This window comes from Mycoplasma sp. CSL10137, from assembly GCF_017116845.1.
Classification (GTDB): Bacteria; Bacillota_I; Bacilli_A; order Mycoplasmatales; family Metamycoplasmataceae; genus Mycoplasmopsis.
The window spans coordinates 1-15172 of the sequence record NZ_JAFIRE010000003.1; the positions used below are offsets into that span (position 1 = coordinate 1).

11 protein-coding genes are annotated in these 15172 nt (G+C 26.6%); 5 read left to right on the forward strand and 6 right to left on the reverse strand.

The genetic code is table 4. From position 1 onward, the window contains the following. Positions 1-313: 313 nt before the first annotated feature. Genes fusA through rpsL form a run of 3 tightly spaced genes read right to left on the reverse strand, consistent with a single transcriptional unit; the run spans position 314 to position 3351 of the window. On the reverse strand, positions 314-2404 hold the full coding sequence (gene fusA, locus JXZ92_RS01885; protein ID WP_205852099.1) for an elongation factor G: 2091 nt from the start codon (positions 2402-2404) through the stop codon (positions 314-316). A gap of 23 nt (positions 2405-2427) precedes the next feature. Continuing rightward, positions 2428-2898 carry a 30S ribosomal protein S7 gene (gene rpsG / locus JXZ92_RS01890; RefSeq protein ID WP_174893085.1) on the reverse strand — a complete coding sequence of 157 codons (471 nt, stop codon included), beginning with the start codon at positions 2896-2898 and terminating at the stop codon, positions 2428-2430. Positions 2899-2937: 39 nt separating this feature from the next. Beyond that, a complete protein-coding gene (rpsL, locus tag JXZ92_RS01895; RefSeq protein ID WP_174893086.1) occupies positions 2938-3351 on the reverse strand; it encodes a 30S ribosomal protein S12 in 414 nt (137 codons plus the stop codon). Positions 3352-3648: 297 nt separating this feature from the next. On the opposite strand from rpsL, the gene JXZ92_RS04185 reads away from it, so the two are divergent. Both JXZ92_RS04185 and JXZ92_RS01905 read left to right on the forward strand, forming a co-directional pair. Further along, positions 3649-6732: a S41 family peptidase gene (locus tag JXZ92_RS04185; protein WP_205852100.1), complete on the forward strand. Its 3084-nt coding sequence runs from the start codon at positions 3649-3651 to the stop codon at positions 6730-6732. A gap of 108 nt (positions 6733-6840) precedes the next feature. Then, positions 6841-7269 carry a hypothetical protein gene (locus JXZ92_RS01905; protein WP_205852101.1) on the forward strand — a complete coding sequence of 143 codons (429 nt, stop codon included), beginning with the start codon at positions 6841-6843 and terminating at the stop codon, positions 7267-7269. A 79-nt stretch (positions 7270-7348) separates the two neighbouring features. Here JXZ92_RS01905 and JXZ92_RS01910 read toward each other — a convergent pair whose 3' ends face one another. Next, positions 7349-7843: a hypothetical protein gene (locus tag JXZ92_RS01910; RefSeq protein ID WP_205852102.1), complete on the reverse strand. Its 495-nt coding sequence runs from the start codon at positions 7841-7843 to the stop codon at positions 7349-7351. Positions 7844-7992: 149 nt separating this feature from the next. Here JXZ92_RS01910 and JXZ92_RS01915 point away from each other — a divergent pair, with 149 nt between their 5' ends. The 3 genes from JXZ92_RS01915 to JXZ92_RS04190 all read left to right on the forward strand — a co-directional run bounded on the left by JXZ92_RS01915 (position 7993) and on the right by JXZ92_RS04190 (position 13470). Then, a complete protein-coding gene (locus tag JXZ92_RS01915; protein ID WP_205852103.1) occupies positions 7993-9309 on the forward strand; it encodes a hypothetical protein in 1317 nt (438 codons plus the stop codon). Between the two features lie 187 nt (positions 9310-9496). Then, positions 9497-10858: a phosphopyruvate hydratase gene (gene eno, locus JXZ92_RS01920; protein WP_205852104.1), complete on the forward strand. Its 1362-nt coding sequence runs from the start codon at positions 9497-9499 to the stop codon at positions 10856-10858. Positions 10859-11019: 161 nt separating this feature from the next. Next, the gene (locus tag JXZ92_RS04190; protein ID WP_205852105.1) at positions 11020-13470 is read left to right on the forward strand and encodes an APC family permease; all 2451 of its coding nucleotides are present in this window, start codon (positions 11020-11022) and stop codon (positions 13468-13470) included. 38 nt (positions 13471-13508) lie between these two features. On the opposite strand, the gene JXZ92_RS01930 is transcribed toward JXZ92_RS04190, so the two are convergent. After that, positions 13509-14213: a ribonuclease HIII gene (locus JXZ92_RS01930; RefSeq protein WP_205852106.1), complete on the reverse strand. Its 705-nt coding sequence runs from the start codon at positions 14211-14213 to the stop codon at positions 13509-13511. Next, positions 14213-15109, reverse strand: a complete 897-nt coding sequence (locus JXZ92_RS01935; RefSeq protein ID WP_205852107.1) for a Cof-type HAD-IIB family hydrolase — start codon at positions 15107-15109, stop codon at positions 14213-14215. The genes JXZ92_RS01930 and JXZ92_RS01935 overlap by 1 nt, the downstream gene beginning before the upstream one ends. Between the last annotated feature and the right edge of the window lie 63 nt (positions 15110-15172).

A 15172-nucleotide genomic window follows, 5' to 3' on the forward strand; every position in this document is an offset into this window, starting at 1 on the left:
TCCCTTGAAATGTTTACTTTTGAAAATTTGACTTAAGATTTAAGCAATAAAAAATTTAACAAAACAATTTTAAAACACCCTTCTAGCGAAGGGTGGGTTTCTTTGTAACCAAAGAAACAAAGTTTTCACTTTTTAAAAAAAGTGAAACAAAAAAACTTTTAATATTGACGACAAAACAAAAATATTGATTTTTTTAAATAAATTTAAGATTTTTTGGATCATTAAGATATAATAAAAATACCAAGCACGAAAGTGTTGCACTTGATATTTCATTTTAGGATCAAACCTATTTAGTAGGCTTGATTTTTAATTATTAATCTTCGTCTTTATTTTGAATATTTCTTCTTTTAATTATTTCATCTGAAATACTTTTTGGAGTTTTTTCATAGTGATCAAATTGCATTTGGTATGTTCCACGTCCACTTGTCATAGATCTAAGTTCTGTTGAGTAACCGAACATTTCTGAAAGAGGAACTGCTGCTTTAACAACAACTGCACCATCCGATCTTTGTTCTTGATCGTTAACAAGACCTCTACGACGTGATAAATCACCGATAACATCTCCCATGTGGTCAGAAGGAACAACAACTGAAACGTCCATAATTGGTTCTAATAGTACTGTACCAATTTGATCTTTAGCTTTTGTAAGAGCTTTAGAAGCTGCTATTTTATAAGCCATTTCAGAAGAGTCGACATCATGGTATGATCCATCAAATAATGTAGCTCTCATATCGATCATTGGGTAACCAGCTAAAATACCAACAGCCATTTTTTCTTCAAGTCCTTTTTGAATTGACTTAATGTATTCTTTAGGAATTTTACCACCAACGATTTTATCAACGAATTCAAATCCACCATCTGGGTTTGGTTCGAATTTAATTCATACGTGACCGTATTGACCTTTACCACCAGATTGTTTGATGTGTTTTCCTTCAACGTCAGCTGATTTTGTAATAGTTTCACGGTATGAAACTTGAGGAGCACCAACTTTAGCTTGTACACCAAATTCACGTTTTAGACGGTCAACAATAATGTCTAAGTGAAGTTCACCCATACCTGCAATAATTGTTTGACCTGTTTCTTCGTCTGTATATGTTCTAAATGTAGGGTCTTCTGCTGCTAATTTTTGAAGTCCTAATGATAATTTTTCTGTAGCTGCTTTTGATTCTGGTTCAAGAGCTTGAGAAATAACCGGTTCTGGGAAAACCATTTTTTCAAGAACTATTTTTGTAGCTTTTTCATCTACTAATGTATCACCTGTTGTTGTATATTTAAGACCAACAGCAGCAGCGATATCTCCTGCACGACATTCATCGATTTCAACACGGCTATTTGCGTGCATTTGAAGAATACGACCAATACGTTCTTTTTGTCCCTTTGTTGAGTTAAATACATAACTTCCTTTGTTTAATACTCCACGGTACACACGGAAGAATGTAAGTGAACCAACGAATGGGTCGTTCATAACTTTGAATGCTAAAGCTGCGAAATCACCTTCATCTTTAGCTTCAACACTAACTTCTTGATCTTCATAATGAGCTTTAATAGCCGGGATATCTGTAGGTGAAGGTAAATAATCAATAACAGCATCGATCATTTTCTTAACACCTTTATTTTTAAATGATGTTCCTAAAACTACTGGGAAGAATTCTGAACTTAATGTAGCTTTTCTAATTGCTGATTTAAATTCATCGATTGTAACTTCTTCACCTTCAAGAACTTTCATCATTAATTCTTCATCAAAAGCTGAAGCTGCTTCTAATAATTCTTGACGTTTAATTTCAACTATGTCTTTTAATTCTTCTGGAATTTCTGTTGGGAATTCTTCTTCTGCTTGTTCACCGTTGTATGTAAATGCTTGACGTGTAACAAGGTCGATAATTCCTTTAAAGTGTGCTTCTGCACCAATTGGTCATTGAATAGCAACTGCGTTTCCACCTAAACGTTGTTTAACTGACGCTACTGAAGCTGCAAAATCTGCTCCGGCTTTATCCATTTTGTTAACGTAAACAATACGTGGAACTTTATAGTTTGTTGCTTGTCTTCAAACTGTTTCTGTTTGAGGTTCAACCCCTGATTGTGCATCAAGTACGGCAACCGCACCATCTAATACACGTAATGAACGTTCAACTTCAACTGTGAAGTCAACGTGACCTGGAGTATCGATAATATTTACTCTGTGTCCTTTTCAAAATGCTGTTGTAGCAGCTGATGTAATTGTAATACCACGTTCTTTTTCTTGGTCCATTCAGTCCATTTGTGAACCACCATCATGTGTTTCACCAATTTTGTGAATTTTACCTGTGTGGTATAAAATTCTTTCTGTTGTTGTTGTTTTTCCTGCATCAATGTGAGCCATAATACCGATATTACGGTATTTACTTAATTCGTAATCTCTAGCCATATTATTTAAAAGTAAAGTTTACACTATCATCTGAAGTGTGCAAATGCACGGTTAGCTTCAGCCATTTTGTGTGTATCTTCACGTTTTTTAATAGCTCCACCTGTTTTGTTTGATGCATCGATGATTTCATTTGCTAAACGAACATCCATTGTTTTTTCATTTCTAAGTCTAGCATATTGCACTAATCATCTAAGTGCTAATGTTTGTTTTCTACGTGTAGGAACTTCAGTAGGAACTTGGTAGTTTGTTCCACCGATTCTTCTTGTACGAATTTCTAATTGAGGAGTAATGTTTTCAACTGCTGCTAAAAACACTTCCATTGGTTCTTTTTCTGTTTTCTTTTTAATAATTTCAAAAGCTGAATATAAGATATCTTGAGCTATTGATTTTTTTCCGTCAAGCATAATTTGATTAATTAACTTTGTAACTACTACTGAGTTAAAAACTGGATCTGCAAGTACTTCACGGATAGGTGCTGATTTTTTTCTTGACATAAAGTCCTCCTTAATATTTATAAATTTAATTAATTATGCTTATTTTTTAGCTTTTTTTGTTCCGTATAAACTACGACCTTGGTTACGTTTAGCAACTCCGGCAGCATCTTGTGTTCCACGAACGATGTGGTATCTAACCCCAGGTAAATCTTTAACACGACCACCACGAATTAAAACAACAGAGTGTTCTTGTAAGTTGTGTCCTTCTCCTGGAATGTATGCTGTAACTTCCATTGTATTTGATAACTTAACACGAGCATATTTACGTAAAGCTGAGTTAGGTTTTTTAGGTGTCATTGTTGCAACACGAGTACATACACCACGTTTAAATGGTGAAGCCATTTTTTTAGATTTTTTAATAAGTGAGTTGTAGCTTAAGCTTAATGCAGGAGCATTTTGCTTTTTAATTTTAGAACTACGACCACTTGAAACTAATTGATTTGTTGTTGGCATTTTTTGCTTCCTTTCTTTAATATAATTTAATGTAATTTGTTCAACTATAAAATATAGCTTAATTATTATACCAAACAACATAGCCGTGTGTATCATATTTTTATTTTTTTTATGACTATATTGTAGGCTTAAAAGTTATTTTTAAATTATTTTTATTAAATTAAATTTAATTAAAATTAACTTTTTTCTTTTAAAAGATAACTTATCTTAAATAAAAATTAAACATAAGATACTAAAAAAATAAAAATTTATTATAATTTAGCAGTTTTAAATCAAAAAAGTGAATTGAAGGAAAATATGAATAAAAAATATAAATTTATTTTAGGAGCTTTAATTAGTCATTTACCATTAATTGCTATAACATCATGCACTAATAAGTATGAAACTCCAAAGCAAGATACTGAAAAAAATAAAATTAACGAACTACCGAGCGATGATAGAAAAGAAAAATTAGCAAAAGATAATATTACTAATCGAAAAGATGAGACAGAATCTAACGATAAAAAATCTCAAAATAACGAAAATATTGATTCAGAGCCAAACAAAAACAATCAAGATAACATCGAACAAAATAATAATACTAATCCTAAAACAAAAGAACAAAAAGATAAATTTTTAACCTTAAAAGACATCAAAAGAAAATTCGAAAATGAAATTTTGAAATACGAAAACAACGGCGAAAAATTTAATATTTTAAAAAATGATATAGAAAATACTATAGACAACATAAATAAAACACTTGAAAAAGAAAGTTTGTCGGACGAAGAAATTCAAGTAGAAATAAACAAATATAACTCATTGTTGGAGATTTTAAATCAAAAATCAAATAATATCCAATTAATTTTGGATTTAGAACAATTAAGCAATATTATTAAAGAAAATAATGATAAATATGAAAATAATAATGAACTGAAATTAAATGACTTAAATTCTAAAATAAATGAAAATAAAAATTTTATTTCTAATGAAAATAATAGTTTACAAGCTATAAAAGAAAAAAATAAACAATTATATAATTTAAAAACAGAGTATATATTAAAAAATAAGAAAAGAATTAATAAAATAAAAGTTGAAAACTCAACCCTTTATAGATACGCGATCGCAAAAGAACATGCAGAAGCGTTATTAAATTATTTAAAAAATACATCTGTAAATTCCTTTGAGAATGTGAAAAATAAATTTAATGAAATTACGAACAAATCGAGTTCTGACTTTAACGATAAAATAAAGCTATTAGAAAAACTAGTTGATGATGAAAAGGTAAAAATTAATGATGAACAAAAGAAAAATGCAGAAAATCTTAATTTAGATTATAAAAGTGAATCGTTCATAAATTACTTTGAAGGTTATAACTTTTCGACAAAAAATATATCAACATATAATGAGAAAAACGAAAAAGTTATTTATGTTGGGTTGTTAGATATGATTTTTAACCTTGATGGACTTTTCAAAAATAATGGACTAAGCGTTATTAAAAAAGAAGATAAAATTATTGAATATACTTTGCCTAATAGTGAAAAAATAAGAATAGATTTAGGAAAAAATATTTTTTCAGCTACTAGTGCTAATTTTTGAAATTTTGTAAAAGATAATGATTCTCTAGATCCTAACATTCATTTAGATATTTATAAAAGCAACAAAATATTTAAAGGTAAAGAATGAGTTGAATATTCTTTAGCCGATGCTAACTTTAAATTTATAAATACAAATAATGATATTTTGATGCCTTTACCAATTTTTAATATACTTTTTGCGAATCCGAATTATTATAATTTATATTTAAGCAACGATAATATAGTCGGGTTTAACACTATTTATCAAAAACAACAAGATAAATTAAATAAAATATCTTATATCAGTTCAAGTCAAGACAAAAAAGACAGAGATTATAACTTTAATACACTAAAATTTTTAATGAATAATTTTTATGGATTGAAAGATAAGAAATTCAAAGACAAAAAATGAGAAAGTACAATAAGCGAATATCAAAAACAATTAATTTTATCCACAGATGTAAATAAAAATAATTATGGTTATGTTGATGTGTTACAAAATAATTTATCAGATAGACACACAGTAGTAAGAAACTTTTCATTCTATAATGGAAATTTTCAAAACAATGATGGTAATTTAGACAAAATAAGTAATTATGGAATGCAAAATGTAAACTTAAATAACTCCCTATTGAGCACTATATTTTTATATGAGCAAAAATCCAAATATTTAGAATTACAAAATAAGGAGAAATTTAATGATTTAAAAGTAGAAAATAATACCGCATTTCTAACAACATATAATTTTGACTTTAGAGAAAATCCTGATTTAATTCTAAATAGCACATTCCAATTTTATAAAGATAAACTTAGTCGAATAAAAAAAGACAATTCTCAAAAAAGTGAAAATGAAAAAATTAAAAATATAGTAATTGATTTAACAACTAATGGTGGTGGAGAAACAATTTCACTATTTAAAGCACTAAGTTTCTTAACCAATAAACCTATTTACGATTACCAAATTAATATGAACGATAATTCTGTAATTGTTAACTACTATAATGTTGATAATAACGAAAATAATGATTTTTCTGATAACGATAGTTTCCAAGATGATTTTAAGTTTTATATTCTAACATCTAATAGTACATTCTCTGCTGCGAACATTATGGCTCACATAGCAAAAGACAACAATTTAGCAACTATAATCGGTAATAATTCAGGAGGTGGTGCTTTTTCTGTTTTACCTACTTCATTACCAGACGGAACTACACTATATATGTCATCAGTTAATGGTTCATTTTCTAATAAGAATAATAACCAAGAAATAAATAATATAGACGATTTAACAGATGTTGAGGAACCAGTAATTCCACAAATAAAAATAGACTATAAAGATTTTTATGATTTAAAATATATTGATAAGTTATTAACAAATAAAAACGATAATAATCCTAATTCAGAATTGCCAAACATTGCTTTAGAAATAGAAAAAAGAAATTGAGGTTTTAGCCAAAAAAATCTTGAAGAACAAAAAAATTTAATTGACACTAGATTTGACGAAATATCAAAAAATAATTTAAATATTGTCGATAATGAAAACGATATTTATTCTTTTATAAATGACTTTCAGTTTGGACGTAGAAATGTTGAGCGCGATGATAATAATGCGTTACAAGAAAGACTATTAAGTGTTAAACAAAAAATAAAATTAATGCTAGAAAAATTAAATATAAATGAAAATCAATGAGTAGATCAAGTTGAAAATAGTTACGGACTCTTTTTAAGAGCAAAAGATGATAATACGCTTGAATTAACTATTATGCTTACAAATTTAAATGAATCATTACTTTCAAAACCATTAACAATTAAATTTAATGAAAAATAAAAAAATAAGCATCGTAACAATTAGTTTATGATGCTTATTTATTGCATGACATTCAAATGTTAAAGAACAAAATAATGTATAATGTTTATATATTAAAGGAGAGAAATTATGTTTGATAAAAATAAAAATTATTCAAAAAAAGACTTAAAAAACTTAGTAATATCTAAAAATTTAATGATAACTACATTAGTAATTATTCCTATTTTAAGTTTTTTTGTAGGGGCAATTTTAAACATTGCTGCTAGCTTAAGCGGATTTTCTGGTACAAGTTCAGAAGCTTGAATAACTTTCATTGTAATATTTGGTATTTTATTTTTGATAGCTTACTTAGTTATTATTATTCTACAAATATATTTTATAAGCCCTAAAATGATTGAATTAAGCGGTATCAAAACAGCACTTATAATAGGTATTTTTAACCCACCGGTTTACGTTTTTGCCGCTACTTATTTTTTAATTAAGGCAACACCTATAATTAAAACTTATGTAAATAAAGAAAAAGATCAAAAAGAAGAAATAACAATTATTGAAGAATAAAAAATAAATTTTAAATACACAAAACCTCCGAATTCAGATCAAATTCGGAGGTTTTGTTATATGTTATATTACAATGAAACTAAGAAGGCATATCACACCCATTAAATGGGTGAAAATTAAAATCTAACTTTTCTATTATTTCTATCTTTGAATTATCTACACTATTTAATAAATCAACTAATAATAAAATATCTTTAGTTGATCCATCTAAATGTGTAATTCTAAAAATTTGTTTAGATAAAGTTAAAACTTTCTCTCTTAAGTTTTCGCCGTTAGTAGTTGAAAATAATTTCTTATTTTCAACTAACACTTTATTAATATTATCTTTTTGACTTGAAGCATTATTATTAGCTAAGTATTTCATTAAATAAAAAGAGAAGTCGTGAGACACTTTTAAAAATCTATCATTTCTTGTATAAAAACTTTGAGTTAATTGTTCATAATCTTGATAAGTTTTATCAATATATTTTTTCAAAATTTTTCTTAAAGCGTCGTAGACAGAAATAACGTCTACAGATCAAGAGTTGATATCATATTTATTTTCTTTTAATTCATTATATGTTGTAAAAATCATAAAAACTCCTTTTTTAGGTTTATTTTTAAGTAATTTTATAACTTTTTAGAAAATAAGTAAAAAATGCAGTTATTTTTTTCAGTTAATTTCGATAACTTTTTAATACATGAACTTATTTTATATAATCAATAAATGATAAAATTTTAAGTATGAATGAACAAAAAAGATTAAACCAAATAATAATTAACAAGATGTATAGTGGTACATATATAAGCAAATATGATAATGTAGGTCATGAAATTATAAATTTATATAAATCCGACAATGGTAAAAACTACATATATTTATCTTCTAGTGGTACATTAGATGTTAAGCATCAAAGTTATGATACAAAAATGATTTTAGTGAAATATAGTGGTAATAACTTGTATAAAGTAATAGGTAGAGCTGTTGGGTTAAAAATATTTGGAGATAATATAAACAACGAGAATAAAGCAACAATTACTAATCAACAGAAAAAAATGATTAAAGAACAAGGAATTAGTTATGGTGGAGTTCTTTTAAATGAAATTTTTAATAAAAATAAGTTCAAAGATGAAGATACGGATAATAACGTTTATATAACATTTATAGCAGATGAAGTTGTTAAACCAAAAAAAGATTTTTACATATTAACAAACAAAAATATTAATGACGACAAATACAAAGATGAAAATATATATAAAATAGCTAATAGAAAAATAATAGGACGATCTCCGAGATTTTTCTTTAAAGAAGATGACGAAGAAAAACAATATGCTTACAACGAATTAAAGAAAATAATAAATGATGATAACCTTTGAGGTGATAAAATAGATGTTTTTATTCCAAAAATAATTAACAACGAAAATGAAAAATTGAATTTTTTAGAGATAATCGGAAAAGAGTACGATGAATTATCGTATTCAAACTTAATCTATTACTTTTTAAATAAATATCCTGAATTAACTAAAAATTTTATAAAAAACGTTTTGAATATCCGAGATGAAAATTTAGATTTTAATAATATTATGATTAAAAGGGAATGAAAAAGAACAGATATATCAATTCAAATTGCTAAAAATGATACAAGTGATTTAATAATAATTGAAAACAAAATAAAGGCAGATATATCAGAATACCAAGATGAAAAAACTCAATTACAAGGATATAACGATAAAGTTAAAGAATGAATTTCGAAAAAAGTAAATAATGTTGATAAAAAACACCTTTTTGTTTTATCTCCAGATTATAGAACAATTAAACTAAGCGATGAAGATAATGAATGAAAACAAATTAAGTATAGCAGTCTACTAGAATGTTTAAAAGACTTTTATGACTCTTACAATTTTAAACTAGATTATTATAACAAAGCAATGTTAGAAAGTTTTATACAAAGTATTAAAAAACAATCTAATAGAATCGATAATTTACTTGAAGAAAAAATTGAACGAATTTTTAATAAGAGAATTTTAGAAATTAAAAATAAAGAAAATATAGACAAATAGTTACAATTTAGTTAAATTTCAATCTTGGTTATTTGTTTTTTAATCTATTTTAAAGTCCTTGGAAGCTTACTTTAAACCAATAAAACATTAATATGTATATCAATAATAAAAAAGTGCTATAATTTAAAATATATTACATATATTTAATAATATATATTGAATTTTAATTAATAAAATAGGAGAAAAAATGTCAAAAATTTCAAAAATTCACGCACGTGAAGTATTAGACTCACGTGGTAACCCAACAGTTCAAGTTGAAGTTTACACAGAATTAGGTGGATACGGTTCAGCAATGGTTCCATCAGGTGCTTCAACAGGTTCTAGAGAAGCTTTAGAATTAAGAGATAAAGGTTCAAAATACGAATCAAACTGATTTGGTGGAAAAGGTGTTATGTTAGCTGTTGATCACGTTAACAACGATATTGCACCAGTTATTGAAGGGTTAGAAGTTACTGATCAACGTTTAGTTGACCAAACAATGATTAAATTAGATGGTACACCTACAAAATCTAAATTAGGTGCAAATGCTATCTTAGGTGTTTCTTTAGCTACAGCTAGAGCTGCTGCAAACGAATTAGACTTACCATTATACAAATATTTAGGTGGATTTAATGCTCACTTATTACCTTTACCAATGTTAAATGTTATTAATGGTGGAGAACACGCATCAAACACACTTGATTTCCAAGAATTCATGATTATGCCAGTTGGTGCAAAATCATTAAGAGAATCATTACAAATGGCTAACCACGTTTTCCATAACTTAGCTAAATTACTTAAAAAGAACGGACACGGAGTTCAAGTTGGTGATGAAGGTGGATTTGCTCCAAACTTTAAATCACACGAAGAAGCTCTTGACTTCTTAGTTGAAGCTATTAAAGAAGCTGGATATACACCTGCAACATCAGGAGAAAAAGCTGTTGCTATCGCAATGGACTGTGCATCTTCAGAATTATACGAAAATGGTGTTTATACATTCGGTAAATTAAAAGCTGCTATCGAATCAAAACAACCTGGATTTGAAAACTTAACTAATGTTAAATTAGAATACACAACAGACGAAATGATTTCATACTTAGAATCACTTGTTGCTAAATACCCAATTATTTCAATCGAAGATGGTTTAGCAGAAGCTGATTGAGCTGGATTCAAAAAATTAACAGCTGAATTAGGAAACAAAGTACAAATCGTTGGTGATGACCTAACAGTTACAAATACAGAAATTTTAAAACGTGCTATCGAAGAAAAATCAATGAACTCAATCTTAATTAAAGTAAACCAAATTGGTTCATTAACAGAAACATTCGAAGCGATTCAAATGGCTCAAAAAGCAAACATGACTGCTGTTGTATCACACCGTTCAGGTGAAACAGAAGATTCTACAATTGCTGACATTGCAGTTGCTATGAATACAGGACAAATTAAAACAGGTTCTATGTCAAGAACAGATAGAATTGCAAAATACAATCGTTTATTAGCAATTGAAGAAGAATTAGGAACAGCATCAAAATTTGATGGTGCTAAATCATTCTACAACATCAACAAATAATAAGTTTAAAATTACGCGTTTATTCGCGTAATTTTTTATTTTTTACTAAAAAACGTGTTTTTTGCTTAAAAAAACACTTTTTATTCATCTTTTTAATAAAAATGTGTAGAATTTTTAAAGTAAAAAATATATTTAATAAATAACAAACAACGAAAGGAAAAATGAATAAAAAATTTAGTGAAAAAAGCTTCATTTTTTACGGTATAAACTTTATAGTTGGTTTTGGTTTCATAGCAACTATTCAAAGCGTTATAAAAACCGGAAACTATAGTTTACTAATTTTTGCCATTACTTCTTTAATTGCCGCTGGTATCATGCTAGCCTTTGCGAGAGGTACACAATATTTTGGTAATAAAATTGGTGGATCATATGTATACGCAAAAGAAGCTTTTCCAAAAAGTAAATGGTTTTGATTTTTAAATGGTTGAAATCAATTTATGCAAGCTCCTCTTTTTTCAGCGACAACACCATTATTTTTCTCAACTCTAGTCGGATTATTTGTTAATAATCAAGATTATAAAATACTATTGCAATTAGGTTCGTTGCTATTTTTTATAGCATTAACAATTGTTTCTGCATTTAGCTTAAACGTTTCTAAAAAAGTAGTTTTATGAAGTGCTATTGTTAAGTGAATAGTTTTTATACTAATTTTAGGTGTAATAGTATATTTAGTTGCTTCAAGTCCTGAAATACATCTTTTTAAAAAAGAAAATTCTACACTAGAAACAATTACTCCTTTTACAATCATAAGTTCAATTCTTAGCTTTATATACGCTTACGGCGGAATTGAAGGATTAGCCGGATTATCAACTAGTGTTAAAACTAAAAATTTCCAAAAAATATTATTATATCTTTTTGGATTTGTAATATTTATCTATCTAATATTTTTCTTATTATTTTCATTTATACCTACAATTAATTCATCTGGTCAAGATGATTATGTGGCTTTAATAATGAGAAATACATTAGGTTTAACAGGTATTATTTTATTTACAGTAGGTTTATTATTTAAACAAATAACTTCAACAATTTTCTCAATGGTTTACTATGCTAAAGCCGTTGTCCCACTTGCCTTAGATGGATTCTTACCAAGTTCACTAGCTAAAGTGGCAAAAAATGGTCAACATAAAAATGCAATTAAATTTGTTACCGCAATAAGCATTTTTGCGATGATTTTACTTACAATAATTCCACAAGCACTTGGCATTTCTAATTCCTTTGGTGCTGTTTTAAATGCTGGTAATTTAGTTTTCTTTGTACTATATTTAATTGCTATTTTATCAATATTAGTTATTTCGTTCAAACGGAAAGAATTTAAAATACCAAATTGAGAAAAATTATTTTACATATTAACCATAATCCTTATTGGTATAGTCATTTTAGTAACGTTATTACCACCTATATTAAATGAAAAATATGATCCTTCTCAATTAATAGTAATTTTAAGCTATATAGGATTTATGGTGTTAGGTTTTGTGATTTGAGCTTTATACAAAATTATTAAATCATTTAACCCATTAAACAGATACGCTAAAAATTATTCCAAAATATTTGAATCTAAAAAAACTACTTTAGAAGAATTGGAAAAAAATGGAATTAAAGAAATTGTTGAGAAACTCTTCATAAATTCATTTAAAACTCAAAATAAATTTATATTATTAACTAAACAAAGCGAATCGTTTAGAGATCTAATTATAAGAACTTTAGCACAAGTAATTAATTTTAACAATAAAGAAAATGAATTACCTACAAAAAATGTTTATAAACTTAATACTGAAAAACTTCTTTTCACAAAAGAATCTAAAATAACAAAAATTTTATATAAACTATTTTATAATAAAGCAAACTTAAATTCTGATTTAATAATTTTTATAGAAAATATTGATTTATTTGAAAATAACAAAATCATACCGCTATTACATAGAGTAAAAAATCAAACCAATATAAAAATTATTGCATCTTTAAGTGATGAAACTAAACTAAAGGATTATAACGATTTATTTATTGATTCTTCTATTGACGACTTAAGTAATGAACAAAAAATAATGATAACTTTATATGCAAAAAATAAAATTTTAGCAAAACAAGAATTGATAAACGATAATGACGTTGACCAATTGATTAAAAATTATATCGAACAAAACATGTATATAAGTGATGTTTTAAATAAAATAGATACTGCTGCCGCATACTTAAATTCACAAAATTCTCAATGAGAAAAAAACTTAAAAGAATTATATGAACAAAAAATAAAACTTGAATACGAAAAGTATGCTATTTTAAAAGATAAAAAGAACTCTAACGTTAAAGAAGTTGATTCTAAGATAGATCAAATTGAAACATTAATACTTGAAAAAACCGAACTTTTTGATAGTGAAAAACAAAAAATTAGAGATTTAATTAGTAATTACAATTTAATTTCAGAACACAAAGCAAAAGTTAAAGAATACGAAAAAGATAATAATATTCCAGCAGCATACAATTTAATTAATATAATAATCCCTGAAATCGAACAAAAAATTACTAATCTTTTAAACGATGTAGAAAACTTTAAAGAATATAAAGCGAAAATTACTAAAGATATCTTCCTAAAAGAATCTTCTATAATATAAAAAATCATAACTACTAAATTATGTAGTTATGATTTTTGTTATTTAATTTTGAAACTAGTTTTACAAACTAAATCTAAAGAATTTTTACCATATAATTGTTCAAAATCAATAACAGCTTCTTTAACTTTTTGGCTTGCTCCTAATGGAAATTGGAATTTTCATTCTTCGCTTTGTTTATTCATATAATTTATTAAATAATATCTAGCAATTATAGAAGCACAAGCAACTGATAAATGAACACTTTCGGCTTTAGTAACAAAAAATACTTGATTTTTTAATTCATATGTTTTTTTAAAATCCGAAATAAAATTAAATTTTTCTTTATATCTTAAAATAGAATCAAAAGTAGAATATCTATCTACAATAAAAATATCATTATCAAATTTATTTTCATTTAAAAACAAATTTGAATATTTTCCAATTGCATTAAAATGTATAAAATATTTTATTTCGTTAGCATTAAAACCTTTAGATGTTAGGCTGTTATATCCTTTTTGTGTCAATGTATAAGTTTTATAATTTATTTTTTTTATTAATTCTTTTGCAATAAAATTAATTTTAGCAGTACTTAATTTCTTTGAGTCTTGAACACCGAGTTGGATAGCCCATTCTTTCAAATTATTTGGTAAATAAGCCACACAACCAATTATCGGTGTAAAATAATCTCCGACTCCCGTTTCATCAACGCCTATTACATTATATTCTTCTAAATTAATTTTACTCAAATCATTATAAAAAAACATTATTCGTCCTCTAAGTTTCTCTTCTTTTTCTTATCATTTGATTTAGCTATTTCGAGTTCTGGGTTATCTAAAAATTTATTGATATATCAACCAACTCCACCCTCTTTATTTGTTTTGTTTATTTTAACAGTCGCATATTGTCTAACATCTTTGCTAGCATTACCCATAGCAACTGAAACATTAGCTACTTTAAACATAGGAACATCATTGAAACCATCACCTAAAGCAATTGTATTCTCAACTGGAATATCATAATATCTCATAAGCATACTTAACGCTTTACCCTTATTAGCAGTAATGTTAGTCATATCGAATACAGGTGATAGCCCTTCCCCTTTGCTTCAATATGAAAATTCAGCAAGGTCTCCATATCTAGCCTTTAAATATGTTCTTAATTCTTCAACATTTGTGTCTTTTTTAACATCAAATATAATACCTGTAGGCATTAATGGGATTTTATGAAAATCGAGACCAATTCTTAATTTTGATGATGAAGTAAATCCGAAAACTTTTTCTAAATCTGGATCTCTTTTTTGCAATTGAACTCAATCGGGTCCTTCTATAGCGATATTAGACACCTCTTTTTGAACTTTTTCGTCACCTAAAACATATAAAGCTTCATTTAAATTTAAATATTTAATATAAGGTATAAAACCATCTTCTTTGGGGTGGTGAATGTGAGCACCATTATAATTTGAAACTACTGTATCTAAACCTAAAGTATCATAAATAAATTTTGTACTTCTTCAAGGTCTACCTGTTAAAATACATACTTTATGACCTAAAGAAATGGCTCTTTTTATACCATTAATTGTTTGATCATGAACTTCACCAGTAGCACTAGAAAGTAGTGTTGTGCCATCTAAATCAATAGCAAATAAGTATTTATTATTCATATAACTCCTTTATATAAATTTGTTTATTAAATTATACAAGATTTTATTTTTTATACTATAATA